27 protein-coding genes are annotated in these 26,286 nt (G+C 69.6%); 16 read left to right on the forward strand and 11 right to left on the reverse strand.

Annotated features, from left to right (window positions below):
- Window positions 1-88 precede the first annotated feature (88 nt).
- From ACZ7OO_RS36515 to ACZ7OO_RS36560, 10 genes are all read left to right on the forward strand, one after another.
- Complete coding sequence (locus tag ACZ7OO_RS36515; RefSeq protein ID WP_471511681.1) at window positions 89-502, forward strand: hypothetical protein; 414 nt, start codon at window positions 89-91, stop codon at window positions 500-502.
- Window positions 503-709: 207 nt separating this feature from the next.
- Window positions 710-1,546: a F0F1 ATP synthase subunit A gene (gene atpB, locus ACZ7OO_RS36520; protein WP_471511683.1), complete on the forward strand. Its 837-nt coding sequence runs from the start codon at window positions 710-712 to the stop codon at window positions 1,544-1,546.
- A 76-nt stretch (window positions 1,547-1,622) separates the two neighbouring features.
- Entirely contained in the window at window positions 1,623-1,871 is a 249-nt protein-coding gene (gene atpE, locus ACZ7OO_RS36525) for an ATP synthase F0 subunit C (RefSeq protein ID WP_471511685.1), read from the forward strand.
- 33 nt (window positions 1,872-1,904) lie between these two features.
- Window positions 1,905-2,450, forward strand: a complete 546-nt coding sequence (locus ACZ7OO_RS36530) for a F0F1 ATP synthase subunit B (protein ID WP_471511687.1) — start codon at window positions 1,905-1,907, stop codon at window positions 2,448-2,450.
- On the forward strand, window positions 2,447-3,262 hold the full coding sequence (locus tag ACZ7OO_RS36535; protein ID WP_471511689.1) for a F0F1 ATP synthase subunit delta: 816 nt from the start codon (window positions 2,447-2,449) through the stop codon (window positions 3,260-3,262). The genes ACZ7OO_RS36530 and ACZ7OO_RS36535 overlap by 4 nt, the downstream gene beginning before the upstream one ends.
- A gap of 133 nt (window positions 3,263-3,395) precedes the next feature.
- Window positions 3,396-4,988 carry a F0F1 ATP synthase subunit alpha gene (gene atpA, locus ACZ7OO_RS36540; RefSeq protein WP_471511691.1) on the forward strand — a complete coding sequence of 531 codons (1,593 nt, stop codon included), beginning with the start codon at window positions 3,396-3,398 and terminating at the stop codon, window positions 4,986-4,988.
- Between the two features lie 21 nt (window positions 4,989-5,009).
- Entirely contained in the window at window positions 5,010-5,924 is a 915-nt protein-coding gene (locus tag ACZ7OO_RS36545; RefSeq protein WP_352224700.1) for a F0F1 ATP synthase subunit gamma, read from the forward strand.
- Window positions 5,925-7,361 carry a F0F1 ATP synthase subunit beta gene (gene atpD / locus ACZ7OO_RS36550; protein ID WP_352224699.1) on the forward strand — a complete coding sequence of 479 codons (1,437 nt, stop codon included), beginning with the start codon at window positions 5,925-5,927 and terminating at the stop codon, window positions 7,359-7,361.
- A gap of 112 nt (window positions 7,362-7,473) precedes the next feature.
- The gene (locus ACZ7OO_RS36555) at window positions 7,474-7,848 is read left to right on the forward strand and encodes a F0F1 ATP synthase subunit epsilon (RefSeq protein ID WP_471511694.1); all 375 of its coding nucleotides are present in this window, start codon (window positions 7,474-7,476) and stop codon (window positions 7,846-7,848) included.
- 130 nt (window positions 7,849-7,978) lie between these two features.
- Window positions 7,979-8,425: a DUF2550 domain-containing protein gene (locus tag ACZ7OO_RS36560; RefSeq protein WP_471511696.1), complete on the forward strand. Its 447-nt coding sequence runs from the start codon at window positions 7,979-7,981 to the stop codon at window positions 8,423-8,425.
- Window positions 8,426-8,494: 69 nt separating this feature from the next.
- Here ACZ7OO_RS36560 and ACZ7OO_RS36565 read toward each other — a convergent pair whose 3' ends face one another.
- From ACZ7OO_RS36565 to ACZ7OO_RS36575, 3 genes are all read right to left on the reverse strand, one after another.
- Window positions 8,495-10,321 carry a glycosyl hydrolase family 18 protein gene (locus ACZ7OO_RS36565; protein ID WP_471511698.1) on the reverse strand — a complete coding sequence of 609 codons (1,827 nt, stop codon included), beginning with the start codon at window positions 10,319-10,321 and terminating at the stop codon, window positions 8,495-8,497.
- A gap of 119 nt (window positions 10,322-10,440) precedes the next feature.
- A complete protein-coding gene (locus ACZ7OO_RS36570; protein ID WP_471511700.1) occupies window positions 10,441-11,082 on the reverse strand; it encodes a response regulator in 642 nt (213 codons plus the stop codon).
- Window positions 11,079-12,308 (reverse strand): sensor histidine kinase, encoded by a 1,230-nt coding sequence (locus tag ACZ7OO_RS36575; protein ID WP_471511702.1) that lies wholly within the window; start codon window positions 12,306-12,308, stop codon window positions 11,079-11,081. Before ACZ7OO_RS36575 ends, ACZ7OO_RS36570 begins: the two co-directional genes overlap by 4 nt.
- A gap of 172 nt (window positions 12,309-12,480) precedes the next feature.
- Here ACZ7OO_RS36575 and ACZ7OO_RS36580 point away from each other — a divergent pair, with 172 nt between their 5' ends.
- A complete protein-coding gene (locus tag ACZ7OO_RS36580) occupies window positions 12,481-13,113 on the forward strand; it encodes a hypothetical protein (RefSeq protein ID WP_471511704.1) in 633 nt (210 codons plus the stop codon).
- Here the strand turns inward: ACZ7OO_RS36580 and ACZ7OO_RS36585 are convergent.
- The gene (locus ACZ7OO_RS36585) at window positions 13,039-13,611 is read right to left on the reverse strand and encodes a cob(I)yrinic acid a,c-diamide adenosyltransferase (protein WP_471511706.1); all 573 of its coding nucleotides are present in this window, start codon (window positions 13,609-13,611) and stop codon (window positions 13,039-13,041) included. The two genes, ACZ7OO_RS36580 and ACZ7OO_RS36585, sit on opposite strands and share 75 nt — an antisense overlap.
- 187 nt (window positions 13,612-13,798) lie before the next feature.
- Here ACZ7OO_RS36585 and ACZ7OO_RS36590 point away from each other — a divergent pair, with 187 nt between their 5' ends.
- From ACZ7OO_RS36590 to ACZ7OO_RS36600, 3 genes are all read left to right on the forward strand, one after another.
- On the forward strand, window positions 13,799-14,647 hold the full coding sequence (locus ACZ7OO_RS36590; RefSeq protein WP_471511708.1) for a 3-hydroxyacyl-CoA dehydrogenase family protein: 849 nt from the start codon (window positions 13,799-13,801) through the stop codon (window positions 14,645-14,647).
- Between the two features lie 163 nt (window positions 14,648-14,810).
- Window positions 14,811-15,134 carry an STAS domain-containing protein gene (locus ACZ7OO_RS36595; protein WP_186284954.1) on the forward strand — a complete coding sequence of 108 codons (324 nt, stop codon included), beginning with the start codon at window positions 14,811-14,813 and terminating at the stop codon, window positions 15,132-15,134.
- A 319-nt stretch (window positions 15,135-15,453) separates the two neighbouring features.
- Window positions 15,454-17,955 carry an ATP-binding protein gene (locus ACZ7OO_RS36600; RefSeq protein WP_471511710.1) on the forward strand — a complete coding sequence of 834 codons (2,502 nt, stop codon included), beginning with the start codon at window positions 15,454-15,456 and terminating at the stop codon, window positions 17,953-17,955.
- A 2-nt stretch (window positions 17,956-17,957) separates the two neighbouring features.
- On the opposite strand, the gene nucS is transcribed toward ACZ7OO_RS36600, so the two are convergent.
- Entirely contained in the window at window positions 17,958-18,641 is a 684-nt protein-coding gene (gene nucS, locus ACZ7OO_RS36605; RefSeq protein WP_352224688.1) for an endonuclease NucS, read from the reverse strand.
- Between the two features lie 288 nt (window positions 18,642-18,929).
- Here nucS and ACZ7OO_RS36610 point away from each other — a divergent pair, with 288 nt between their 5' ends.
- Window positions 18,930-19,322, forward strand: a complete 393-nt coding sequence (locus tag ACZ7OO_RS36610) for an SCO5389 family protein (protein WP_093499046.1) — start codon at window positions 18,930-18,932, stop codon at window positions 19,320-19,322.
- Between the two features lie 106 nt (window positions 19,323-19,428).
- Here ACZ7OO_RS36610 and ACZ7OO_RS36615 read toward each other — a convergent pair whose 3' ends face one another.
- Window positions 19,429-20,457, reverse strand: coding sequence for an LLM class flavin-dependent oxidoreductase (locus tag ACZ7OO_RS36615; RefSeq protein WP_471511713.1), 1,029 nt, complete (start codon window positions 20,455-20,457; stop codon window positions 19,429-19,431).
- 222 nt (window positions 20,458-20,679) lie between these two features.
- On the opposite strand from ACZ7OO_RS36615, the gene ACZ7OO_RS36620 reads away from it, so the two are divergent.
- Window positions 20,680-21,021: an ATP/GTP-binding protein gene (locus ACZ7OO_RS36620; RefSeq protein ID WP_471511715.1), complete on the forward strand. Its 342-nt coding sequence runs from the start codon at window positions 20,680-20,682 to the stop codon at window positions 21,019-21,021.
- 15 nt (window positions 21,022-21,036) lie between these two features.
- Here ACZ7OO_RS36620 and ACZ7OO_RS36625 read toward each other — a convergent pair whose 3' ends face one another.
- The 5 genes from ACZ7OO_RS36625 to ACZ7OO_RS36645 form a co-directional block, all read right to left on the reverse strand.
- Window positions 21,037-21,918, reverse strand: coding sequence for an ABC transporter permease (locus ACZ7OO_RS36625; protein WP_471511717.1), 882 nt, complete (start codon window positions 21,916-21,918; stop codon window positions 21,037-21,039).
- Window positions 21,915-23,171 (reverse strand): ABC transporter ATP-binding protein, encoded by a 1,257-nt coding sequence (locus ACZ7OO_RS36630; protein WP_471511719.1) that lies wholly within the window; start codon window positions 23,169-23,171, stop codon window positions 21,915-21,917. Before ACZ7OO_RS36630 ends, ACZ7OO_RS36625 begins: the two co-directional genes overlap by 4 nt.
- A 120-nt stretch (window positions 23,172-23,291) precedes the next feature.
- On the reverse strand, window positions 23,292-24,068 hold the full coding sequence (locus ACZ7OO_RS36635; protein WP_471511721.1) for an ABC transporter permease: 777 nt from the start codon (window positions 24,066-24,068) through the stop codon (window positions 23,292-23,294).
- The gene (locus ACZ7OO_RS36640; RefSeq protein ID WP_471511723.1) at window positions 24,068-25,024 is read right to left on the reverse strand and encodes an ABC transporter ATP-binding protein; all 957 of its coding nucleotides are present in this window, start codon (window positions 25,022-25,024) and stop codon (window positions 24,068-24,070) included. The genes ACZ7OO_RS36635 and ACZ7OO_RS36640 overlap by 1 nt, the downstream gene beginning before the upstream one ends.
- Window positions 25,025-25,212: 188 nt before the next feature.
- Complete coding sequence (locus ACZ7OO_RS36645) at window positions 25,213-26,148, reverse strand: cellulose-binding protein (protein ID WP_471511725.1); 936 nt, start codon at window positions 26,146-26,148, stop codon at window positions 25,213-25,215.
- Window positions 26,149-26,286: the final 138 nt, after the last annotated feature.

Below are 26,286 nucleotides of genomic sequence, written 5' to 3' on the forward strand. Positions count from 1 at the left end.
TCCATTGGCGTGAGGTCTTCGACCCTCCGCCCGGGACTACGCTCGTCCATGACGACACCCTGCCCCCTGCGAAAGCGGAGTTGCCGCCATGCCGTCCAATGACGCCCGGATCCTGGCCCAGGCCGCCGTACCCACGGCCGCCGTCGGCGTGCTCGCCGCTGTAGTCAGTGGGGTGGTCGCGGGCGGCAAGGGGGCGATCGGGGCGGTTGTCGCGACGGTGATCGTGACCCTCTTCATGGGGGGCGGTCTCTACGTTCTGCAGCGAACTGCCAAATCGCACCCCCAGCTCTTCCAGATGATGGGCCTGATGCTCTACGCGGCCCAGCTTCTGCTGCTGGTCGTCTTCATGGCCGCGTTCAAGAACACGACGCTGTTCAGTCCCCGGGCCTTCGCCATCGTGCTCGTGGCCGCCACACTCACCTGGATCGCTGCCCAGACGCGCGCCCACATGAAGGCCAAGATCCTCTACGTCGAGCCCGACAAGACCGGGCAGCCGTCGTGAGAGGTAGGCCCGGGATAAAGGCGCACGAGAGATGCTGCTATCGTCCGGTGCCAACTGCGGCATCGCGGGCGCGGGCATCTGAGCTGACGCCTCATTCGCGAGGCGAGATGCCCCCCAGCCGCCCCCACATCCGTAACACCAGTCCCGTGCCGAACCGCGGCCACGCGCCGCGCCGACACCACGAGGTTGCCGTACCCATGCGCCACGATGAAGGAGCCCGCGGTGAGTGCTGACCCGACGCAGACGCTCGCTTTCGACACGAGCTGTCACCTGTTCAACGGGTGTGGCTTCCCGGCTCCGGGCCTCCACTCGTTCCTGTTCAAGCCCCTCTGGGGCGACGCGAACAGCAACGTGTACTTCAACAAGACGATGCTGCTGGCGCTGCTCGGGTCGATCATCATCGTGGGCTTCTTCTGGGCCGCCTTCGCCCGCCCGAAGGTCGTCCCGGGCAAGCTCCAGATGGTCGCCGAGGCCGGCTACGACTTCGTACGGCGGGGTGTCGTCTACGAGACCATCGGCAAGAAGGAAGGCGAGAAGTACGTCCCGTTCGTCGTCTCGCTGTTCTTCGTCATCTGGATGATGAACCTCTGGTCGATCATCCCGGTCGCCCAGTTCCCGGTCACCGCGATCATCTCGTACCCCGCGGTCCTGGCCGGCCTCGTCTACATCACGTGGGTCGCGCTCACCTTCAAGCGCCAGGGTTTCGTCGGCTTCTTCAAGAACGTCACCGGCTATGACAAGACGCTCGGCCCCGTGCTGCCGCTGTCGATGACGATCGAGTTCTTCTCGAACCTCATCGTCCGGCCGTTCACCCACGCCGTGCGTCTCTTCGCGAACATGTTCGCCGGTCACACCCTGCTGCTGCTCTTCACGATCGCCAGCTGGTACATGCTGAACGGCATCGGCATCGCCTACTCCGGTGTCTCGTTCGTCATGGTCATCGTGATGACCGCCTTCGAGCTCTTCATCCAGGCTGTCCAGGCGTACGTCTTCGTACTGCTGACCTGCAGCTACATCCAGGGCGCGCTCGCCGAGTCCCACTGAGCGCCAACCCGACCACCCACCCATGACATCCGGTGGCCAACCCCCACCGGTCATTGAAAGAGAAGGAAGAACCGGCATGTCCGCTCTCGAAACCCTTGCCGCCGGCGTCCAGATCAAGGGCAACCTCGGTTCCATCGGTTACGGCCTCGCGGCGATCGGCCCGGGCGTCGGCATCGGCATCATCTTCGGTAACGGCACGCAGGCCCTCGCCCGCCAGCCCGAGGCGGCCGGTCTGATCCGCGCCAACCAGATCCTCGGCTTCGCCTTCTGTGAGGCGCTCGCCCTGATCGGTCTGGTCATGCCGTTCGTCTACCCGGCCTCCTGACCCGACCGCAGCGTTTAGACGAAAGGCACTGATATGAGCCCCCTGGTTCAGCTCGCGGCGGAGAAGCCAGAGAACCCCCTCATCCCGCCGATCCCAGAGCTCGTCATCGGCCTCATCGCCTTCGTCATCGTCTTCGGCTTCCTCGCCAAGAAGCTCCTTCCGAACATCAACAAGGTTCTGGAGCAGCGCCGCGAGGCGATCGAGGGCGGTATCGAGAAGGCCGAGGCCGCGCAGACCGAGGCCCAGAGCGTCCTTGAGCAGTACAAGGCGCAGCTGGCCGAGGCCCGGCACGAGGCCGCGCGCCTGCGCCAGGAGGCTCAGGAGCAGGGCGCCGCGCTCATCGCCGAGATGCGCGCCGAGGGCCAGCGGCAGCGTGAGGAGATCATCGCCGCCGGTCACGCCCAGATCGAGGCCGACCGCAGGGCCGCCGCGCAGGCGCTGCGCCAGGACGTGGGCCACCTGGCCACCGAACTGGCCGGCAAGCTCGTCGGCGAGTCCCTGGAGAACCACGCCCGGCAGAGCCGCGTGATCGACCGCTTCCTCGACGAGCTTGAGGAGAAGGCCGAGGCGGCCCGATGAACGGAGCGAGCCGCGAGGCACTGGCAGCCGCACGTGAGCGTCTCGACGCGCTGACGGACTCCACGTCCGTGGACGCGACGCGGCTCGCGGACGAGCTGGCGGCCGTCACCGCGCTGCTCCACCGCGAGGGAGCCCTGCGCCGGGTCCTCACCGACCCGGCGCAGTCCGGCGAGGCCAAGGCCGAGCTGGTCCGGCGCCTGATCGGCGGCCAGGTCGGCGAGGCCACCGCCGACGTGGTCTCCGGCATGGTCCGCTCCCGCTGGTCGCAGCCCCGCGACCTGGTGGACGCGCTGGAAGAGCTGGCGAACATCGCCGACCTGACGGCCGCGGAGAAGTCCGGCACGCTGGACGACGTCGAGGACGAGCTGTTCCGGTTCGGCCGGATCGTCTCCTCGAACACCGAGCTGCGCGCCGCGCTCACCGACCGCAAGGCGAGCGCCGCCGCCAAGACCGAGCTGCTGCACCGGCTGCTCGGCGGCCGTGCCGAGCCGGTCACCGAGCGTCTGGTCACGCGCCTTGTGACCGCGCCGCGGGGACGTAGCCTGGAAGCGGGCCTCGACGCCCTCTCCAAGCTCGCCGCGGAGCGCCGCAACCGCGTCGTCGCCGTCGTCACCTCGGCGGTTCCGCTGAGCGAGCCGCAGAAGCAGCGCCTGGGCGCCGCCCTCGCGAAGCTCTACGGCCGCAAGATGCACCTCAACCTCGACGTCGACCCCGCGGTCGTCGGCGGGATCCGGGTGCAGGTCGGTGACGAGGTCATCAACGGTTCGCTCGCGGACCGGCTGGAGGACGCGGCCCGCCGTATGGCGAGCTAGCACCTCGGTAGTCGAGAACAAGCAGTACGTACTTACGACGGCCCGGGTTGGGCCGTACATGAAGAATCCTGGGGGTCGCCCCCAGACCCCCCAAGTGAAACTTCGGGCCCAACAAGGAGAGCAGGGAACCCAGATGGCGGAGCTCACGATCCGGCCGGAGGAGATCCGGGACGCGCTGGAGAACTTCGTCCAGTCGTACAAGCCGGACGCGGCCTCGCGCGAGGAGGTCGGTACGGTCACCCTTGCCGGCGACGGCATCGCGAAGGTCGAGGGCCTGCCCTCGGCCATGGCCAACGAACTGCTGAAGTTCGAGGACGGCACCCTCGGCCTCGCGCTGAACCTGGAAGAGCGCGAGATCGGCTGCGTCGTCCTCGGTGAGTTCAGCGGCATCGAGGAGGGGCAGCCGGTGCACCGCACCGGTGAGGTCCTCTCCGTCGCGGTCGGCGAGGGCTACCTCGGCCGCGTCGTCGACCCGCTCGGCAATCCGATCGACGGCCTCGGCGAGATCGAGACCGACGGCCGCCGCGCTCTTGAACTGCAGGCTCCCACGGTCATGCAGCGCAAGTCGGTGCACGAGCCGATGGAGACCGGCTACAAGGCCGTCGACGCCATGACCCCGGTCGGCCGCGGCCAGCGTCAGCTGATCATCGGCGACCGCCAGACCGGCAAGACCGCCCTGGCCGTCGACACCATCATCAACCAGCGCGACAACTGGCGCTCGGGCGACCCGAAGAAGCAGGTCCGCTGCATCTACGTCGCCATCGGCCAGAAGGGCTCGACCATCGCGTCGGTCCGCCGCTCGCTGGAGGAGAACGGCGCGCTGGAGTACACCACCATCGTCGCCGCCCCGGCGTCCGACCCGGCCGGCTTCAAGTACCTGGCGCCGTACACGGGTTCGGCCATCGGCCAGCACTGGATGTACGCCGGCAAGCACGTCCTGATCATCTTCGACGACCTGTCGAAGCAGGCCGACGCCTACCGCGCCGTGTCGCTGCTGCTGCGCCGCCCGCCGGGCCGTGAGGCCTACCCGGGTGACGTCTTCTACCTGCACTCCCGTCTCCTTGAGCGTTGCGCCAAGCTCTCCGACGACATGGGAGCGGGCTCGATGACCGGTCTGCCGATCGTCGAGACCAAGGCCAACGACGTCTCGGCGTTCATCCCGACCAACGTCATCTCCATCACCGACGGCCAGTGCTTCCTGGAGTCGGACCTGTTCAACGCCGGTCAGCGCCCCGCGCTGAACGTCGGTATCTCCGTCTCCCGAGTCGGTGGTTCCGCGCAGCACAAGGCGATGAAGCAGGTCTCCGGCCGTCTTCGCGTGGACCTCGCCCAGTTCCGTGAGCTGGAGGCGTTCGCCGCCTTCGGTTCCGACCTGGACGCCGCGTCGAAGTCGCAGCTGGAGCGCGGACAGCGCATGGTCGAGCTGCTCAAGCAGGACCAGTACCAGCCGATGTCCACCGAGGACCAGGTCGTCTCGGTCTGGGCCGGCACCACCGGCAAGATGGACGACGTTCCGGTCGCCGACGTCCGCCGCTTCGAGCGCGAGCTCCTCGACTACCTGCACCGCAAGGAGTCGGGCCTGCTCGCCTCCATCCGCGAGGGCGGCAAGATGTCCGACGACACCCTGACGGCCATCGCGGACGCCATCGCCGAGTTCAAGAAGCAGTTCGAGACCTCGGACGGCAGGCTGCTCGGCGAGGACACTCCTGCCGCTGCCGCCAAGTGACGTAAGGAAGGGACCTGACTCATGGGAGCTCAGCTCCGGGTCTACAAGCGTCGCATCCGATCCGTCAGCGCGACCAAGAAGATCACCAAGGCGATGGAGATGATCGCCGCCTCGCGCGTCGTCAAGGCGCAGCGCAAGGTGGCGGCCTCCACGCCGTACGCGACCGAGCTCACCCGCGCGGTCACGGCGGTCGGTACGGGTTCGAACACCAAGCACCCGCTCACCACGGAGGCGGAGAACCCGGCCCGCGCCGCGGTTCTGCTCCTCACGAGCGACCGCGGTCTGGCCGGTGCCTTCAACTCCAACGCCATCAAGGCGGCGGAGCAGCTGACCGAGCGCCTGGAGCGCGAGGGCAAGGAGGTCGACACGTACATCGTCGGCCGCCGCGGTGTCGCCCACTACAACTTCCGTGAGCGCAAGATCTCGGAGTCGTTCACGGGCTTCACCGACGAGCCGTCGTACGCGGACGCCAAGAAGGTCGCGGCGCCCCTGATCGAGGCCATCGAGACGCCGACCGAGGACGGCGGTGTGGATGAACTCCACATCGTCTACACCGAGTTCGTGTCGATGATGACCCAGACCGCACTCGACGCCCGGCTGCTGCCGCTGCGTCTCGAAGAGGTGGCCGAGGAGAAGCCCCAGGGCGAGATCCTCCCGCTGTACGACTTCGAGCCCTCGGCGGAGGACGTCCTCGACGCCCTGCTGCCGCGCTATGTGGAGAGCCGTATCTACAACGCGCTGCTCCAGTCGGCCGCTTCGAAGCACGCCGCCACGCGGCGCGCGATGAAGTCGGCCACCGACAACGCGGGAGATCTGATCAACACGCTCTCCCGGCTTGCCAACGCGGCCCGCCAGGCCGAAATCACCCAGGAAATCAGCGAGATCGTCGGTGGCGCCAGTGCCCTGGCCGACGCGACCGCGGGGAGTGACCGATAAATGACCACCACTGTTGAGACCGCGACGGCTACGGGCCGCGTCGCCCGGGTCATCGGCCCGGTCGTCGACGTGGAGTTCCCCGTCGACGCGATGCCGGAGATCTACAACGCCCTGCACGTCGAGGTGGCCGACCCGGCCAAGGACGGCGAGCGGAAGACGCTGACCCTGGAGGTCGCCCAGCACCTGGGTGACGGCCTGGTCCGCACCATCTCCATGCAGCCCACCGACGGTCTGGTCCGCCAGGCCCAGGTGACCGACACCGGCTCCGCCATCTCGGTCCCGGTCGGAGACTTCACCAAGGGCAAGGTGTTCAACACCCTCGGTGAGGTGCTCAACGTCGACGAGCAGTACGACGGCGAGCGCTGGCCGATCCACCGCAAGGCCCCGAACTTCGACGAGCTCGAGTCGAAGACCGAGATGTTCGAGACCGGCGTCAAGGTCATCGACCTGCTCACCCCGTACGTCAAGGGTGGCAAGATCGGTCTGTTCGGCGGTGCCGGCGTCGGCAAGACGGTGCTCATCCAGGAGATGATCTACCGTGTCGCCAACAACCACGACGGTGTCTCCGTGTTCGCCGGTGTCGGTGAGCGCACCCGTGAGGGCAACGACCTCATCGAGGAGATGACCGACTCGGGCGTCATCGACAAGACCGCCCTGGTCTTCGGTCAGATGGACGAGCCCCCGGGCACCCGTCTGCGCGTCGCGCTGGCCGGCCTCACCATGGCCGAGTACTTCCGTGACGTCCAGAAGCAGGACGTGCTGTTCTTCATCGACAACATCTTCCGCTTCACGCAGGCCGGTTCCGAGGTCTCCACCCTGCTCGGCCGCATGCCGTCCGCGGTGGGCTACCAGCCGAACCTGGCCGACGAGATGGGTCTCCTCCAGGAGCGCATCACCTCGACCCGCGGTCACTCGATCACCTCGATGCAGGCGATCTACGTCCCCGCGGACGACCTGACCGACCCGGCCCCGGCCACCACCTTCGCCCACCTCGACGCGACGACGGTGCTCTCCCGTCCGATCTCCGAGAAGGGCATCTACCCGGCCGTGGACCCGCTGGACTCCACGTCCCGGATCCTGGACCCGCGCTACATCGCCGCGGACCACTACAACGCGGCCATGCGCGTGAAGACGATCCTGCAGAAGTACAAGGACCTGCAGGACATCATCGCGATCCTCGGTATCGACGAGCTCGGCGAGGAGGACAAGCTCGTCGTCCACCGTGCCCGTCGCGTGGAGCGCTTCCTGTCCCAGAACACCCACGTCGCCAAGCAGTTCACCGGTGTGGACGGCTCGGACGTGCCGCTCGACGAGTCGATCGCCGCGTTCAACGCGATCTGCGACGGCGAGTACGACCACTTCCCCGAGCAGGCGTTCTTCATGTGCGGTGGTCTCGAGGACCTGAAGGCGAACGCCAAGGAGCTGGGCGTCTCCTGAACTCTCTGAGTTCGTGTGAGGGGGCGGGCGCGTCCCGCCCCCTCACTCACGCCCATTAGACTTGTATCCAACACCCGGTGATTCCACCGGGTGGTGACCCGAGGAGCCACCTTTGGCTGCTGAGCTGCATGTCGAGCTGGTCGCCGCCGACCGTCAGGTCTGGTCCGGCGAGGCCAACCTGGTCGTCGCGCGCACCACGTCCGGCGACATCGGCGTCATGCCCGGTCACCAGCCGCTGCTGGGTGTGCTGGAGTCGGGCCCGGTGACCATCCGTACGAGTGAAGGTGGGACGGTCGTCGCCGCGGTGCACGGCGGTTTCATCTCGTTCGCGGACGACAAACTGTCGCTGCTGGCCGAGATCGCCGAGCTCTCGGACGAGATCGACGTCCAGCGCGCGGAGCGGGAGCTGGAGCGCGCGAAGGCGGAAGGCGACGCCACCGCCGAGCGACGCGCCGACGTCCGTCTGCGGGCGGCGACGGCGCGCTGACACACTGCGCGTATGCGTTGACGTAACTCAGCCGCGGCTGGGACCGGAGCCAATCCGGTCCCAGCCGCGGCTGAGGTAGATCTGGGTCTTTTTACGTTCCATTACCTAGGAGACGAGGAGGTCGGTGCCGATGGTCCTCGCTCTGACTGTGTGCGGAATCGTGGTCGCGCTCGTGGTGGTGGGACTCTTCCTGTTCGGACTGCGGCGCAGACTGATCCAGCGCTCCGGCGGCACCTTCGACTGTTCCCTGCGCTGGGACATCCCCGAGAAACCGGACAACAGCGGCAAGGGCTGGAGCTACGGCGTCGCCCGCTACAACGGCGACAGCGTCGAGTGGTACCGCGTCTTCTCCTACGCCTACCGCCCCCGCCGGGTCCTGTCCCGCGACCGGATCGAGGTGGATGGCCGCCGTCTCCCCGAGGGCGAGGAGGAAATGGCGCTGCTCTCCGACGCCGTGATCCTCGCCTGTACCCATCGGGGCACCCGCCTCGAACTCGCCATGAGCGACGACGCGCTGACCGGATTCCTCGCGTGGCTGGAGGCAGCCCCGCCCGGACAGCGGGTGAATGTGGCGTAGCCGCATTCACCCGCTGGGTGGGGGTCCCCCGGACGAAGTCTGGGGGAGCGTCAATGTTGCTTAAGAGGGTTACGACAGGTTCGAGTTGATGGCGCTCACCAGTTCGCCGTCGCTGGTGTCACCGCTGAACTCCCAGAAGAACGCACCCCCGAGACCCTGGGACTTGGCCCAGCTCATCTTCCCGGCGATCGTCGAGGGCGTGTCGTACGACCACCAGTTGTTGCCGCAGTAGGCGTATGCCGTGCCCGCGACGGTGCCGGTGGCCGGGCAGGACGTCTTGAGGACCTTGTAGTCCTCGATGCCCTGTTCGTAGGTGCCCGCCGCCGGGCCGGTCGCCGTGCCGCCCGGTGCGGACTGGGTGACGCCGGTCCAGCCGCGGCCGTAGAAGCCGATGCCGATCAGCAGCTTGCTCGCGGGGACGCCCTTCGCCTTGAACTTGGCGATCGCGTCGGCCGTGGTGAAGCCGGGCGTCGGGATGCCGGTGTACGTGGTGAGCGGGGAGTGCGGGGCGGTCGGGCCGTTCGCGTTGAAGGCGCCGAAGAAGTCGTACGTCATCACGTTGTACCAGTCGACGTACTGGGCCGCGCCCGCGTAGTCGGCGGCGTCGATCTTGCCGCCGGAGGTCCCGTCCGCGGTGGTGGCCGCGGTGACCAGGTTGTTCGAGCCGAACTTCGCGCGCAGCGCGGCCATGAGGTTCTTGTAGGCCGCGGACCCGCTGGTGTCGCAGCTCAGCCCGCAGGCGTTCGGGTACTCCCAGTCGATGTCGATGCCGTCGAAGACATCGGCCCAGCGCGGGTCCTTGACCAGGTTGTAGCAGGAGTCGGCGAACGCGGTCGGGTTGGCCGCCGCCTGGGCGAAGCCGCCGGACCAGGTCCAGCCGCCGAAGGACCACAGGATCTTGATGTTCGGGTACTTGGCCTTGAGTTCGCGCAGCTGGTTGAAGTTGCCGGCCAGCGGCTGGTCCCAGGCGTCGGCGACGCCGCTGACCGACTGGTCGGCGGTGAACGTCTTCTGGTAGTCGGCGTAGGCGTCGCCGATCGCGCACTGGCCGTTCGTCACGTTGCCGAAGGCGTAGTTGATATGCGTGATCTTGGCCGCGGAGCCGGACGTCACCAGGTTCTTGACCTGGTAGTTGCGGCCGTAGATGCCCCACTCGGTGAAGTAGCCGAGCTTGACCTTGGAGCCGGTGGGCGGGGGAGTGGTCGTGCCGCCCGTGGTGTGTACGGCGACCGCGCCGCTGACCGGCCCCGTCTGGTCGGCGGTGTCGCGGGCCTGGACGGTGTAGGAGTAGTCGGTGCCGGCCGTGAGACCCGTGTCGGAGTACGACGTGGTGGTCACCGTCGAGACGACCTTGCCGTCGCGCAGCACGTCGTAGTTCTTGACGCCCTTGTCGTCGGTGGCTGCGGACCAGCTCAGCTTCACCGAGGTGTCGGTGATGGCGGAGGCGGTCGGGGTGCCGGGCGCGGAGGGGGCCGCGTCACCGGGGACGGTGGTGCCGCCGTCGCAACTGGCGCCGTTGAGCAGACAGTTGCTCGGGGAGCCGGAACCCGCGCCGTTGAAGCCGAAGGAGACCGAGGCGCCGGGGGCGATGGAGCCGTTGTAGGACTTGTTCTTGGCGGTCCAGTGGGTGCCGGAGGAGGTGACGTCCGCGTCCCAGGCGGAGGTGACCGAGGTCCCGGAGGGGAAGTCCCACTCGACGGTCCAGGAACTGATCGACGTGGTACCGGTGTTCTTGACCGTCCACTGGCCGCCGAAGCCGGTACCCCAGTCCTGGGTCTTGGTGTAGGTGGCGGTGGCGGTCGTCGCGGCCTGGGCGGGACCCGCGAGGCCGACCAGGCCGGCCAGCGGGAGCAACAGGGTCGCGAACCCTGCCGCGGCTCTGTGTCTGAAGCGCATCCTGCGCCTCCTATGGGGAGTTGGGGGGCACGACTGAGCCTTCGCGCCCACAGTGCCGCGAGAATAGAAAGGTCTGGACCACCGGTCAATAGGTCTGGACCACTCTGGTGAAACCGGACCTAGATCCCCAACTCCTTGGCCAGTACCGCCGCTTGCACCCGGCTGCGCAGCGCCAGCTTCGCCAGCAACCGGCTGACGTGCGTCTTCACCGTGGCCTCGGCCATGGTGAGCCGCACCCCGATGTCGGCGTTGGACAGCCCCTCGCCGAGACACGACAGCACCTCGCGCTCGCGCCGGGTGAGGCCGTCAATGACCGCCGGATCGGCCCTCGGCCCCCGCACCGGCCGGGCCGCGAACTCCGCGATCAGCCGCCGCGTCACGGCCGGCGCGACGATCCCCTCGCCCCGCGCCACCGTCCGTACCGCCGCCAGCAGGTCCCGCGCGTCCGTGTTCTTCAGCAGAAACCCGGCGGCGCCCGCCCGCAGCGCCCCGAACACATACTCGTCGAGGTCGAAGGTGGTCAGCACCAGGACGTCCGCGAGCCCCTCCGCGACCACCTCACGGGTCGCCGACACCCCGTCCAGGCGCGGCATCTGAACATCCATCAGCACCAGATCCGGCCGCAGCTCCCGGGCCAGCGCCACCGCCTGCTCGCCGTCCGCCGCCTCCCCGACCACCTCGACATCGGGCGCGCTGCGCAGGATGAGGACGAGTCCTGCCCGTACGGCCGACTGGTCCTCGGCGACCAGGACACGGATCATTCGCTCGCTCCTTCGCCGGGAAGGGTCAGAGGACTCAGGGGATTCGGCGGGCTCAGCGGGAGGGTGGCGTGTACGGCCCACAGTGCTCCGTCGGGCCCGGCCGCGAAGGTGCCGCCGAGCAGCGCGGTCCGCTCCCGCATGCCGATCAGACCGGCGCCGGAACCGGGCACCCGCGGCCCGTCCCGGTCGCCGTACGGGCTGGTCACCCGGACGTCGAGGACACCGTCCCGGCGGGCGAGGGTGACCGTGACCCGGCCGGGGCGGGCGTGCTTGAGCGCGTTGGTGAGGGACTCCTGGACGATCCGGTAGGCGGCCAGCTCCACGGGTGCGGGGACCTTCGACGACGCCGGGACCCCCGGCGGCCCGCTGTCCAGAACGACGTCCAGGCCGTTCGTGCGGGAACTGTCGACCAGCGCGGGAAGGCCGTCCAGGGTGGGGGTGGCCGCGGGCTCCCCGTCGCCGCCGCCCGCCTCCCGCAGGATGCCGATGAGCCGCCGCATCTCCGCCAGACCCGCCACGCTGTTCTCCCGGATGACGGACAGAGCCTCCTTCGAGGTGCCCGGCTCGTCGATCGACAGCGCGGCCGTGGAGTGCAGGGCGATCGCCGACAGATGGCCCGCGACCAGGTCGTGCAGATCCCGCGCCGTCCGCGCGCGCTCCGCGGCGACCGCCTGGATCCGGTCCGTCTCGGCCAGCAGCGCGGTCTGTTCGGCGCGCAGCCGGGCGGCCGTGGCGGCGTCCCGGTGGTCGCGCACGATCCAGCCGGTGGCCGCAGGGCCGAACGCCACGATCCCGGTGACCACCCCGATCAGCAGCGCCTCCGGCACCCGCCACACCGCGAACGGCACCAGCGTCCCGGCCACCGTGAGCAGCCCGGTGATCCAGGGGATGCGGCGGGCCGAGGCGGGCGGCCCGTAGAGGACGGCCGCGTACACCAGGTCGGTGAACATCAGGACCGTGGCGAGACTGCCCTGGGTGACCTGGTCCGCGCAGATGGCGGCCGTGCCGGTGAGCAGGGCGGCGCGCGGTGCGGTGCGGCGGGCCAGCTCGCAGCAGGCCGTCACACACAGCGGGACCAGCACCGGCCACGGGCCGGCGAAAAAGGTGAGCGGGTAGTCGCGCGACCGGGTCTCCAGCCCGAGCCCCACCAGCAGCAGCCCGCCGAGCAGGCCGCCGACGGCGACGTACACGTCGAAGCGGTGCGGTCGGGGGAGTCGCGGGGCCATGGCTCCATCCAACACGGCCCGCGCGGCGTCCGCCTGCACCGCGAGAAGGGTCCCGGACTGCATCTTTCGATGTACTGCCGGCTCGTCACCGCCGCCGACGCGCCGGCCGGCCGGCGCCGGGAGCCTGGAGGGGTGACCGAGACCCCGGCGAATCCCCGGTGAGGAGCGAACCGTGATCGTCGCCCTGATCATCGTCTGCGAAGTGGCCTTCTGGGTGCTGCTCGCGGCCGGCCTGACCGTCCGGTACCTGCTGAAACGGCGTCGCACCAGCGTCGTACTGCTGCTCGGCGAGCCCGTCCTCGAACTCGTCCTGTTCGTGGTCACCGCCGCCGATCTGCGCAACGGCGCCGAACCCGGCTGGGAGCACGGCCTGGCCGCGCTCTACATCGGCTTCACCGTCGCCTACGGCCACTACACGATCCGCTGGCTGGACGGCCACGCGGCGCACCGCCTGGCCGGTGCCCCGCGCCCGCCGAAGCCGCCCCGCTACGGCATGGCGCGCGCCCGCCACGAGGGCACACTGTGGCTGCGCACGGTCCTGATGGCGGCGGTCGCCTGCGCCCTGCTCCAGGCCGCGATCCGGTACGTCGGCGACGGCGACACCTCGTCCCTGCGGACCTTCCAGTGGGTGGCGCTCAGGGCCGTCGGCCTCCATGGCGTGATCGCGGTGACGTATGTGCTCTGGCCGAAGAAGCGGCCGGACGGGAAGCCGGACTCTGCGAAGCCGGGTTCAGCGCTCCCCTCCGGGGACCCACAGCACGTCCCCGACGCCCTTGTTGGCCGTGCGGGCAAGGATGAACAGTAGGTCCGACAGCCGGTTGAGATAGGTCGCGGTCAGCGGGTTCATCACCTTGCCGTGCGCCTCCAGCGCGGCCCACGTCGACCGCTCGGCCCGCCGGACGACCGTGCAGGCCTGGTGGAGCAGGGCCGCGCCGGGGGTGCCGCCGGGCAGGATGAACGAACGGAGCTTCTCCAGCCGCTCGTTGAACCGGTCGCAGTCCGCCTCCAGCTTGTCGACGTAGAACTGCTCCACCCTCAGCGGCGGGAACTCCGGGTTCTCCACCACGGGCGTGGACAGGTCCGCGCCGACGTCGAAGAGGTCGTTCTGCACCCGGGTGAGCACCTTGACGACCTCCTCGTCCAGCCCGCCCAGCGCGATCGCCGTCCCGATCACCGCGTTCGCCTCGTTGGCGTCCGCGTACGCCGAGATCCGCAGATCGGTCTTGGCGACCCGGCTCATGTCCCCGAGGGCGGTGGTGCCCTGGTCGCCGGTCCTGGTGTAGATGCGCGTCAGATTGACCATACGGCCAGCCTAGTTACGCGGGACCTGGCGGGTAAGGAACCCTGCCGCAGGGCACGGCTGACGAGACGTGACGGTTGTCTCACGCCCTGAGACCGTGACACGCGTTACTTACCGGGTTTCCCGGCCCCTCACGAGCGCTAGGGTCCCGCCCAAGAGGCATACCTAAACAGCGTGTAAGGGGAGCGGAGTGGCACGGAAGCTTGCCGTCATCGGGGCCGGCTTGATGGGTTCCGGCATCGCCCAGGTCGCCGCGCAGGCCGGCTGGGACGTGGTCCTGCGTGACGTCACCGACGAGGTCCTGGACCGTGCCACGGGGGGCATCCAGGCCTCGTACGAGAAGTTCGTGAGCAAGGGGAAGCTGGAGGCGCACGACGCCGACGCCGCCCTGGCCCGGATCACCACGACCACCGACCTGGACGCGGTCGCCGACGCCGACATCGTCGTCGAGGCCGTCTTCGAGAAGCTGGAGGTCAAGCACGAGATCTTCCGCGCGCTCGACAAGATCGTGCGCCCGGACGCCGTGCTCGCCTCCAACACCTCCGCCATCCCGATCACCAAGATCGCGGCAGCCACCGAGCATCCCGAGCGGGTCGTCGGCGTCCACTTCTTCTCGCCGGTGCCGATGATGCAGCTCGTGGAACTGGTCCGCGGCTACAAGACGAGTGACGAAACCCTCGCCACCGCGCGGGAGTTCGCCGAGTCCACCGGCAAGACCTGCATCGTCGTCAACCGGGATGTCGCCGGCTTCGTGACGACCCGGCTGATCTCCGCGCTCGTCGTCGAGGCCACCAAGCTGTACGAGTCGGGCGTCGCCACCGCCGAGGACATCGACCTCGCCTGCAAGCTGGGCTTCGGTCACGCCATGGGTCCGCTGGCCACGGCGGACCTCACCGGAGTCGACATCCTGCTGCACGCCACCAGCAACATCTACACCGAGTCGCAGGACGAGAAGTTCGCACCTCCGGAGCTGATGCGCCGGATGGTTGACGCCGGTGACATCGGGCGTAAGAGCGGGCAGGGCTTCTACACGTACTGAAACCGCCTCCGAAAACGCACAAGCCCCGGGAGTTTCACTCCTGGGGGTGAATTCGGTATCGGTTCGCTTACAGATGGCAACCTCTGACCGTCGAACGCAGTCAGAGGGTGCATCACCGGACATCACTTTCACGGAGTAGGACACGCACTCTCGGGGAGCGCATATGCACATCAGGGGCGACCACGCCGAGCTGGTCGTCGGGGGCCGCCTCGACGTGCGCAGCGCGGCGGACGCCCGTACGGTCCTGCACTCGGCCGTCGACGACGGAGTCGGCGATCTGGTGCTGGACCTGTCCGAGCTGGACTCCTGGGACGCCACCGGACTCGGGGTGATCATGGGGGCCCACCGGCGGGCCGGCCGCTGCGGCCGCCGCCTGGTGCTGCGCGGCGTACCGCCGCAGATGCAGCGCCTGTTGGTGGCCACCAGGCTGCACCGGATCCTGGCGATCGAGGGGGGTATCGGGGTGGAGTCGTTGCCCCGGGTGTGACACCGGCACCGGGGAGCCGCACGGGGGCCGGGTGTGCGGTGGCGAACGGGTGGGACACGGTGTGAACCGGGCGACGGGGGTGACCCGGACGGACGGCGCACAAGCGCATGTCAGGCGCAATCCTCACGAGACTGTGATGTCTTGGACGGCGCGGTACCCCGGACTGTCGTAGATACTGTGCGAAGGTTTAGGGTTCGGTCGCCCGCTGACCTTGCCACCCTTCGAGCGCGGGCCCGGACCAGAAGCGACAGCGCAGTGTGCAAAGGCCGGGAGGGGCCCGAATTCACGGCACACGACGCTTTTGGGGGGCTAGGAACCTATGGACCCGATCAACACGGGACCCGAGGCGTACGGCCATGACGGCGACGGCAGCACGCCGCGCCAGCGCCCGCCGAGGGAATCCCTCACCAACGACTTCGGCCAGAGTGCGCCGGGACTCGTCCGCACGGCGCGGCTGGTCTCCGGCGACTTCCTGCTGACCGTGAACCCGGTCGACGGCAGCGAGATAGAACCCTGTCCGCCGACCGAACGCCCCGCCAGACCGGAGAAGCGCACCGCCGCCGAACGCGCCGAGTACGAGCGCGCCGCCCGGCCGCCGGTACCGCCCGGTCCCGCCCGGCCCGAGCTGCCGCTCCTGGAGCGCCAGGACGACCGCGAGCGTCTGGTGCGGCTCCTCGCCCGCGGCCGCTCCGTGCGCCTCACCGGGCCCTCGGGCTCCGGCCGCACCGCGCTTCTCGACCTGGTCGCCGACGACTGCGCCGACCTCGCCCCCGACGGCGTGGTCCGCCTCAACGGCTTCCACCGCACACCCGCGGACCTGCTCCACGACCTCTTCTACGCCGTCTACAAGGCGCCCGCGCACCGCCCCGAACCCGACGAGCTTTTCGAACTGGTCCGTGACATCGGCGCGGTCGTCGTCCTCGACGACATCGAGTTCGGCGGCTCCGGGCTCGACGAGCTGATCGACGCCACCCCAGAGTGCGCGTTCCTGATCAGCGCCACCCCGGACGTGCCGGCGCCCTCCGCCGACTCCGCCGTCGAGGAGGTCTTCCTCAGCGGCCTGGAGCGGGCCGGGGGCGTGGACATCCTGGAGCGCGCGGTCGGCCGGGTGCTCAGCGAGGAGGAGGCCAACTGGGCCGGCGACCTCTGGTTCGAGTCCGAGGGCCTGCCACTGCGGTTCGTCCAGGCGGGTGCGCTGCTGCGACAGCGCGACCACCTGCGGGCCAGCACGGGCGCCGTCGACGAGTTCGGCGTCTTTGCCTCCCAGCTGTCCGACCTCCCGGTCGACGTGCCCTTCGACACCGAGGCGACCGACGACGTCCCGCTCCCGTCCCTCGGCGAGGCCGCCGCACCCGCCCCGCTGCTCGCCTCCCGCCTCAGCGCCTCCGCGCGCGCCACCCTGCGCTTCGCGGTCGCCCTCGGCGGCGAGGTCCCGCACCAAGCCCATCTGCCCGCCCTCGTCGGCGACACCCACGCCGACGCCGCCCTCGGTGAACTGGCGGGCTGCGGACTGGTATCGGCGGTCGGCTCCCGCTACCGGCTCGCCGCGGGTGTCCAGCAGCAGCTGGAGGCCGCCGGGTACGCCGACGACATCGAGGCCCAGGCGCTCACCGCAGGACAGCACTACTCCTGGTGGGCCGGGCACCCCTCCGTCACACCGGACCGGGTGTGCGCCGAGGCCGACGCGGTCCTCGCCGCCCTGGCGGTCCTCGTCCCCGTCACCGTGCCCCCGGCCGAGGACGAGGAGTCCACCCCGGTACGACTGGCCCGCACGGCCGCCCCCGCGTTCGCGGCCGGGCTGCAGTGGAGCGCCTGGGAACGCGCGCTGCGGGCCGGTGCGGAGGCCTCCCGCCTCGCCGGCGAGGTAGGGGATCAGGCCTATTTCCACCACGAGTTGGGGATACTCGCGCTCTGCGACGGTCAGCTGGACCGGGCCCGGGCCGAGTTGGAGACCTCCATCGGGCTGCGCGGGGCGCTCTCCGACAAGCGGGGTACGACGGCCGGCCGACGTGCGCTGGCGCTGGTCGCCGACCGCTCGGGCGAGGCCCTTCCCAGCCTCGCCGCGATGGCGGGCGACGAGATCCCCGACGCCCGCCACGAGGAGTCCATATCCCCGGCGGGCGGCGTCACGACGCCCTTCCCGGCCGTCCACTCCCCGATCTCGGACACACTGGTCACCCGCCGCGTGCCGGAGCAGTCGCCGCCGGTCCGGGGCGGCAGCGGTCTGGTACGCATCGCCCGCCGCAACCTGGTGGCGGTGGGCTCGGGCGTGCTCCTCACCGCGGTCCTCGGCACGGTGGTGGGGCTCGGCATGACCTCCCACGACAACGCCGACAACCCGGCCAACAACGTGAGCGTCAACCCGTCGGCGAGCGAGGGCACGGGCGACGGCAGCCTGGGCGCCGACCCCAAGCAGTCACCGGGCACGGGGGACACGGGCACGGCGACGACCACACCGACGGGCCCCGGCCCGGACGGCACCCTGGGCACCTCGGACGACCCGACACCACCGTCGGACGGGGCGTCCCCTTCGGCCACACCGACGGGGACGAAGAGCTCGTCGGGCGGAGGTACGACCCACTCGCCGTCCAAGTCGCCGACACCGACACATTCGGTTTCGAAGTCGCCGTCGCCGACCCCTTCGAAGTCGTCCGAGTCACCGACGCCGCCCGAGTCGCCCTCACCGTCGTCGTCGGGCCCGAGCGACACCCCCACCACAACCAACTCGGCAAGCGGCCCGTCCACCGGCTCCCCGACCGTCACGACGTCGAGCGCCTCGGAGGGCACCACCCCCGGAACCCCGGCCGGCACGGTGATCTGACCTCAGAACAACCGCAGCTTGTCGTCCTGCACGCCCCGCAGGGCGTCGTAGTCGAGAATCGCGCAGCCGATGCCCCGGTCCGTGGCGAGCACGCGGGCCTGGGGCTTGATCTCCTGGGCCGCGAAGACGCCTCGGACGGGGGCGAGGTGAGGGTCGCGGTTCAGCAGGTCCAGGTAGCGGGTGAGTTGTTCCACGCCGTCGATCTCGCCCCGGCGTTTGATCTCGACCGCCACGGTCTGGCCGTCCGCGTCCCGGCAGAGGATGTCCACCGGACCGATCGCCGTCATGTACTCGCGGCGGATGAGGCTGTAACCCTCGCCGAGCGTCTCGATACGGTCGGCCAGCAGCTCCTGCAGGTGCGCTTCCACGCCGTCCTTGATCAGGCCCGGGTCCACGCCCAGCTCGTGCGAGGAGTCGTGCAGCACCTCCTCCATCGTGATGATGAGCTTCTCGCCCGCCTTGTTGATGACGGTCCAGACGCCCACAGTGCCCTCGGGAAACTCCCCCGTCTCCTCCTTGAGGGTGCACGGCGGCGACATCCAGTTGAGGGGCTTGTAGGCCCGGTCGTCCGCGTGGATCGAGACGCTGCCGTCCGCCTTGACCAGGATCAGACGGGGGGCCGAGGGAAGGTGGGCGGTGAGCCGGCCGGCGTAGTCGACGGAGCACCGGGCGATGACGAGACGCATGGTCGGCAACGCTACTCGACGCCCCGCCCTCCACGCGATTCGCCCACCGCCCTCCGACCGGGCCCCCGCGACCGGTCCTGACGAGTCGCCTGCACACCTCCGTTCAAGGCTGGCCGATTGTGTGCCTAAAGGGACCGTCGCATATACGCAATCTCCTGGTGGGGTCACCGTCCGTTGCCTACCGTAGTAAACGAGAGGTCGCGAATTGTGTACTCAGCGTGTTCGGTATCGCGAACTCCTTTATCTGTCCGGCAACCCCTGCTGTTCGGGGGTGCGAGAGGAGAACCCATGTCGCTCGACGTCTCACCGGCCCTACTCGAACAGGCCGAGCGAGGCGAGGTCGACGAAGCAGATTTCGTCGACTGCGTCCGGACCTCCCTGCCCTACGCATGGGAGATGATCAGCTCCCTGGTGGCCCAGCTGAAGGTGGACGGCGGAGAGTTCGCCGACAACCAGACGCCCCCGCCGGACGAGCAGGCACGCGGTCAGCTGCTGCGCGCGCTCGCGAGTGACGCCATACGCGGCGCCCTGCAGCGGCACTTCGGTGTGCGGCTGGCCTTCCAGAACTGCCACCGGGTTGCGGTGTTCCCGCTGGACGCCTCGGTCGACGAGACGCTGGCCCGCTTCACCTCGGTGCGCAATCAGCTGCTGAACCAGTCCCCGGAGCTCCGGGACTGCTGACGCGGGGCTCCGGGACTGCTGACGCAGTGAGCCGCTTGCTTGCCGCTCCACACGCGGGAGGTGCAATCAGTCACTGGGGCGGCAAGCTCCCCGCGGAGGTGTGAGGTCACCGGAGGTGCGGCAGTACTTCGGCACCCAGCCGTCGTACGTTCTCCTCCGTGGCCGCAAGGTCCCCCGAGCCCTCGGTCAGCAGGGCGAATCGGGAGATGCCGGTCCGCTCGGAGGTCGCCGCGAGCCGGTCGGCGCACAGCCGCGCGGTCCCCACCGGGTGCAGTCCGCAGAGCAGTTCGGTGTAGGCGAGCGGGTCGCGCATCGAGCGGAACCGGCCGTCCACCGTCACATGGGCCTCCAGGCCCTGCCTCAGCCAGCCCGGCATCGCCTTCGTCAGCGTCTCCACGGCGTCGGTGCGCCGGTCGGCGATCTGGCAGACGCCGGCCGAGACATGGGCCGCGCCGAGGACCTCCTCGGCCGGCCGTCCGGCCGCCAGCGCGTGCTGCCGCCACAGCGCGACCATCTCGGCCTTCTCCTCGTCCCCCACATGCATCCCGAGCAGCATCGGCAGCCCCTGCTCGGCGGCCAGCCGGACGCTTGCGGGGGAGGTGCACGCGAGCACCACCTCCGGCCCCGGGGCCTCCGTCAGCGCCTCCGACGGGCGCGGTACGACCGGGACTTCACGGAACGAGAAGCGCGGCCCGGAGGCCGACACGGCCGGCTCGCGCAGCCAGCGCATCAGCAGTTCGAGTGATTCCGGGAAACCGTGTTCGTACGCATCGAGTCCGGCCCCGAACACCTCCAGATCCACCCAGGGGCCACCCCGGCCCACGCCGAGCGAGAAGCGGCCGCCGCTCGTCACATGGAGCAGTGCGGCCTGTTCGCCGAGCGCCACCGGGTGGACCGTGGGCAGTACACTCACCGCCGTACCGACCCTGAGGCGCCTGGTGCGGCCCAGCAGTAAAGCCGCCAGCGTCACCGCGGACGGGCATGTGCCGTACGGCACGAAGTGGTGCTCGGCCAGCCAGACCGCGTCCAGCCCGGCCTCCTCGGCCACTTCCGCCGTGCGCACCGCCCGGTGCAACGCCTCCCCTTGGCCCTGGCCCGGGAACTGGGCCGCCAGCACAAAACTTCCTACGCGCATCGCATTTCCCGCTTTCGTGGCTCCTGCCCGGAGCTCCCCCACCCGGCATAACCGTCTGACACGTGCCGAGGACACGGCCTGGCGAAGAGATTTGCGGATTGTCTGGAGAATGGGTCGCCCTCGAGGGGGACTTGTGGGGGTTGGTGCCCTACGCGTACCCCCGCGCGCGCGTCGTAGGCTGGACACAGCCCTTGCTTCCTGTATAGCTCCGAGAGGTGTCCCGTGTCCCCGCGTCGCAACCGACCCAAGGGCCCGAATGGAGCCTCCTCCTCCGGCCGGAGCGCCGAGGACGACCGCGCGGACCGTTACGGCGGCTGGCAGTCCAGCGAGGCCTGGCTGGGCGAGGAGTGGAGCGTGCGGCACGTGGCCGGCGCCAGCGCGGTCGGCAAGACATACCGCTGCCCGGGCTGCGACCAGATGATTGCCTCCGGCGTCCCGCACGTGGTGGCCTGGCCTGAGCACTCGGGCGTCGACGAGCGCCGGCACTGGCACAAGGCCTGCTGGAACGCGAAGGACCGCCGCACCACGCGGGTGCAGCGGTCCCGTAACGCGCCGAGGTTCTAGCGGGAAAGCCGGAACTCACACGTCCCGCTTCTCCAGCAGGGCGTAGGCGCCGGCGAACGCGACGGCCGTCACGCCCAGGATGATCCACAGCGGGTCCCAGCCCGAAGGGCCGGAATCGCTGAGGGAGTTGGAGTAGAAGACGCTCAGCTGGTTCGGGATCGAGTACTCGAACAGGGCGGTGCGCACCTTCTCCAGCGACGCCGAGAACATGAACAGCGCGATCACCAGCGGGGCGAGCACCGCGCCGATCATGATCGTGATGGCGCCCGCCGAGTGCCGGATGATCGAGCCGATGACCAGCGAGAGCAGCCCGAGCAGCGCGATGTAGAGGCTGACGCCGACGGTGCCCTTCAGCCATTCCCCACCGGTCGGCGTCCGGGCGACGTCGTTCAGCATCGACACCTGTGTCATGGCGACGAACGCGCTGGCCGCGAGGGTGATCACGAACGCGACCGCGAAGAAGACGATCGCCTTCGCCGCGAGCACACGCGCGCGGGAGGGGCAGGCCACCATCGTCGTACGGATCATTCCGGTGCCGTACTCGGAGGCCGTGGTCAGCACGCCCAGCGTAATGATGCACATGCTGCCGAGCAGCAGCCCGAAGAAGCCGAGTGACAGCGCGTTCTGGCCCGACAGGTCGTTGGACGAGGAGGAATTGCTGACCACCGCGGCGGCAAGCAGGCCGATGCCGACGACGAGGAGAACGAAGACACCGAGCGTCCACATCGTCGAACGCACCGACCGGATCTTCGTCCACTCGGAGGCGATGGCGTGCCCGAGGTGAGTGCGCACCACCGGGATCGGCGAGGTGTAACCGGGGTACGGGCCGCCGGGCGCCGCCTGCCAGTCGGGCGCGGCCGGGGCTGCCTGTGGCATCGGGGGCTGGGGGGTGCTCATCGGGCGTCCTCGGGCTTGGTCAGGTCGGCGGGGGCGGGAGCGGGAGCGGGAGTGGCGGGAGCCGGCTGTGACGATTCAGCGGGCGCCGGAGCGGGCGCCGGGGCCGGCGCGGCGTAGGGGTTGGGGTTGGGGGCGGCCTGGGGAGCCCCGTAAGGGGCCTGCGGGGCGCCGTACGCGCCTGCGGGCGCTCCCTGTGCGCCGTACGGCGCCGTGAACGGCTGGCCGCCCTGCTGGGGCGGCGGAGGGGCGTACCAGCCGGGCTGGCCCTGCCCGGGCACCGGCATCGGCGGCTGCGCGCCGGGCGGCAGCGGCTGCTGGAGGCCGGTCCTCTGGTCGACGGTGGAGCGGTAGTCGACGGCGCCCTGCGTCATCCGCATGTACGCCTCCTCGAGGGAGGCCTGGTGCGGGGAGAGCTCCCACAGCCGTACGTCCGCCTCGTGCGCGAGGTCGCTGATCCGGGGCAGCGGCAGGCCGGTCACCCGGAGCGCCCCGTCCTGCTCGGGCAGGACATGGCCGCCGGCCTCGGTGAGCGCCGAGCTGAGCTTCTCGCGCAGCTGCGGCTCGGTGTCCGGGGTACGCACTCGCGCGAAGTCGGCGGAATTGGCCGAAATGAAGTCCTTCACGCTCATGTCGGCGAGCAGCTGGCCCCGCCCGATGACGATGAGGTGGTCGGCGGTGAGCGCCATCTCGCTCATCAGATGGGAGGAGACGAAGACCGTACGGCCCTCGGCGGCGAGGGACCTCATCAGGTTGCGCACCCAGAGGATGCCCTCGGGGTCGAGGCCGTTGACCGGTTCGTCGAACAGCAGCACCTGGGGGTCGCCGAGCAGTGCGGCGGCGATGCCGAGGCGCTGGCCCATGCCGAGCGAGAAGCCCTTGGAGCGCCTGCCGGCCACGTCCTGGAGGCCCACCACACCGAGCACCTCGTCGACCCGGCGGGCCGGGATGGCGGACAGCTGGGCCAGGGAGAGCAGGTGGTTGCGGGCGGACCGGCCGCCGTGCACCGCCTTCGCGTCGAGCAGCGCGCCGACCTGGCGGGCGGCGTTGGGGAGCCGGCGGTAGGGGTAGCCGCCGATCGTCACCGCGCCGGCGGTCGGGTTGTCCAGACCCAGGATCATCCGCATGGTCGTCGACTTGCCCGAGCCGTTGGGCCCGAGGAAGCCGGTGACGGCGCCGGGCCGTACCTGGAAGGAAAGGTTGTAGACGGCGGTCTTGTCGCCGTAGCGCTTGGTCAGGCCGACAGCCTCGATCATGCTCCGCACCCATCGAAAGGATCAGGACAGCAGGGCAGACGCCCCCGTAAGGGTTAGGAGGATATCCGGACGCTGACGGTTCCCATCAAGAGCTGGTAAAGCCGGTCGGTCCCGGTCCGGTCACTGGGCGTCCCGTTTCTTCAGCAGGACATACCCGCCGGCCAGCGCGGCGACCACCCACAGCCCCATGATCCCGAGGCCGCCCCAGGGCCCGTACGGGACGTCGTCGCCGACTCTCGGCACCACCTGCATGATGTGACTGCCCGCCTGGTCCGGCAGGAACCGGCCGATCTTCTTGGTCGCGTCGACGTTGCCGAGGATGTTGGAGATGAGGAAGAAGAACGGCATCAGGATGCCCAGCGACAGCATCGGCGAGCGCAGCATCGCGGCCACGCCCATGGAGAACATCGCGATGAGCGTCATGTAGAGCCCGCCGCCGACGACCGCGCGCAGCACCCCGGTGTCGCCGAGCTGTGCCCGGTGGGAGCCGAGCATGGCCTGCCCGAGGAAGAAGGCGGCGAAGCTGGTCACCATGCCGACGACCAGCGCCAGGCCGGTCGCCACCGCGATCTTGCTGAAGAGGAAGGTGGCCCGCTGCGGTACGGCGGCCAGTGAGGTGCGGATCATGCCGGTGCTGTACTCGTTCGCCACCACCAGCACCCCGAACACGATCATCGCGAGCTGACCGAGGGTCATCCCGGCGAAGCTGATGTTCGTCGGGTCGAAGGAGAGCCGTTCCCGCGCGGGCATGTTGCCGAACTGGCTGTTGGCCAGCGCGGAGAGCAGCATCCCGAGCGCCACGCTGACGACCACGGCCAGCGAGAGCGTCCACACCGTCGAGGAGACCGACCGGATCTTGGTCCACTCGGACCGTACGACCTGGGTGACGACCGCCATCACGCCCCCCTGTCCCAGCCGGCACCCCAGGCCTGCGGCACCGGGGTCGAGTCGGCATGTGCGTGGTATTCCACGGACTCCGCCGTCAACTGCATGAACGCCTCCTCCAGTGAGGCCTGCTGGATGCTCAGCTCGTGCAGCACGATCCCGTGCTGCGCGGCCAGTTCCCCGATCGGCTCGGCCTTCGCGCCCTCCACCTCAAGCGCCCCGGTCCCCGTCTCGACGACGGTGATCCCGGCCTGGTGCAGCACATCGAGCAGCCGCTCGCGCTGGGGAGAGCGGATCCGGACGTACGACCGCGAGTTCGTCCGGATGAAGTCCGCCATGGAGGTGTCGGCGAGCAGCCGCCCCTGCCCGATGACGACGAGGTGATCGGCGGTCAGCGCCATCTCGCTCATCAGGTGGGAGGAGACGAACACGGTCCGGCCCTGGGCGGCCAGCGACTTCATCAGGTTCCGGATCCAGTGGATCCCTTCCGGGTCGAGCCCGTTCACCGGCTCGTCGAACATCAGGATCCGCGGATCCCCGAGCAGCGCCCCGGCGATCCCGAGCCGCTGTCCCATGCCCAGCGAGAACCCCTTGGCCTTCTTCCGCGCCACCGCCGTGAGCCCGACGGTGTCCAGCACCTCGCTCACCCGGCTCTTCGGGATCCCGTTGCTCTGCGCGAGGCACAGCAGATGGTTGAAGGCACTGCGCCCGCCATGCACGCCCTTGGCGTCGAGCAGTGCCCCCATATACGTCAGCGGGTCCTTGAGCTGCTCGTACCGCTTGCCGTCGATCCGTACCCGGCCGGCCGTGGGGTGGTCGAGTCCGAGGATCATCCGCATGGTGGTCGACTTCCCGGCCCCGTTGGGCCCGAGGAATCCGGTCACGATGCCGGGCCGCACGGCGAAGGTGAGGTCGTCGACCGCGGTCTTGTCGCCGTAACGCTTGGTCAGTCCCTCCAGCTCGATCATGCGGCCACGCTAAGACCGGCTTGTGGGGGCTGCCACCTGAGTGGGCGCGGGGGAGCAGTGCGGCGGGGACGAAGCGCCGTTGTCGTGTGCGGCGCCGTGGGAGCAACCACGTACGACCCGCACTCGCACGACAAAGGCCCGCACCCCCCACGGGAATGCGGGCCATTGATGTCGTTACCGGTCAGCGCCTAGCGGGACTGCTGAGCCGGGACCCCACGGGAGATCGGCTCGTCCTCCGCCGGAGAGCCGGCGGCGGCCACCGCGGCACCCGTCAGCGTGGCCAGCATCTCGCGGACGTTGGTCAGCTGGGCGTTGATCGAGTCGCGGCGGTTGGTCAGCGCGGCGAGCTCGCGCTCGGATTCCGAGCGGATCCGGTCGGCCTTGGCGTTCGCGTCCGCGACGATGTCCTCGGCCTGACGCTGAGCGGTCTCGACGGTCTGACGCGCACGGCGCTCGGCGTCGGTGCGCAGCTTCTCCGCCTCGAGGCGCAGCTGCTCCGCGCGGTGCTCGATCTCGGCGAGGCGCTTTTCGGCCTTCTGCTGACGCGAGGCGAGGTCACGCTCGGACTGCTCACGCCGCTTGGCGAGGTTCGTCTCGAAGTCGGCGGCGGCCTGCGCGGCCTTCGCACGGGTCTCCTCGAAGAGCGCGTCCGCCTCCTCACGCTTGGACTGCGCGTCCTTCTGGGCCTCGGAACGCAGCTGCGACGCCTCGCTCTTGGCCTTCTCGACGATCCGGACGCCCTCGTCCTCGGCCTTGGCCCTGCGCTCCGCAGCGAACGATTCTGCGTCGTTGCGTACCTGCTGGGCCGCCGACTCGGCGAGCTCACGGTGCTGCTCGGCCGCCCGACGGGCCTCCTCGCGCAGATCCTTGGCCTCTTCCTCGGCGAGGCGGAGGATCTTCTCGACACGCGCGCCGAGGCCGGCGTACGACGGCTCCGCGTCGCTTACCTGAGCCTGGGCGTTCTGCGTCTCGAGATGGAGCTCCTCGATGCGCTTTTCCAGAGCGGTGATGCGGGCGAGAGCGCTGTCACGGTCGGAGACGAGCTTGGAGATTCGTTCGTCCACCTGAGCGCGGTCGTACCCACGCCGCACAAGCTCGAAGCCGTAGGGGGAAGTGTCGCTCATGGGGTTCCTGTCGAGTGAGACCGGTGAGGTGATAGGTGGAATCCTAGGGGCCGAAGCGGTGTGTCATCGAGCGGATGCGTGTTTGATCTGGAGAATGACACCCCTTTTGGGTGGCTGGCCGTGGGATCGCTTGCCAAA

Source organism: Streptomyces sp. NPDC111744 (assembly GCF_055634995.1).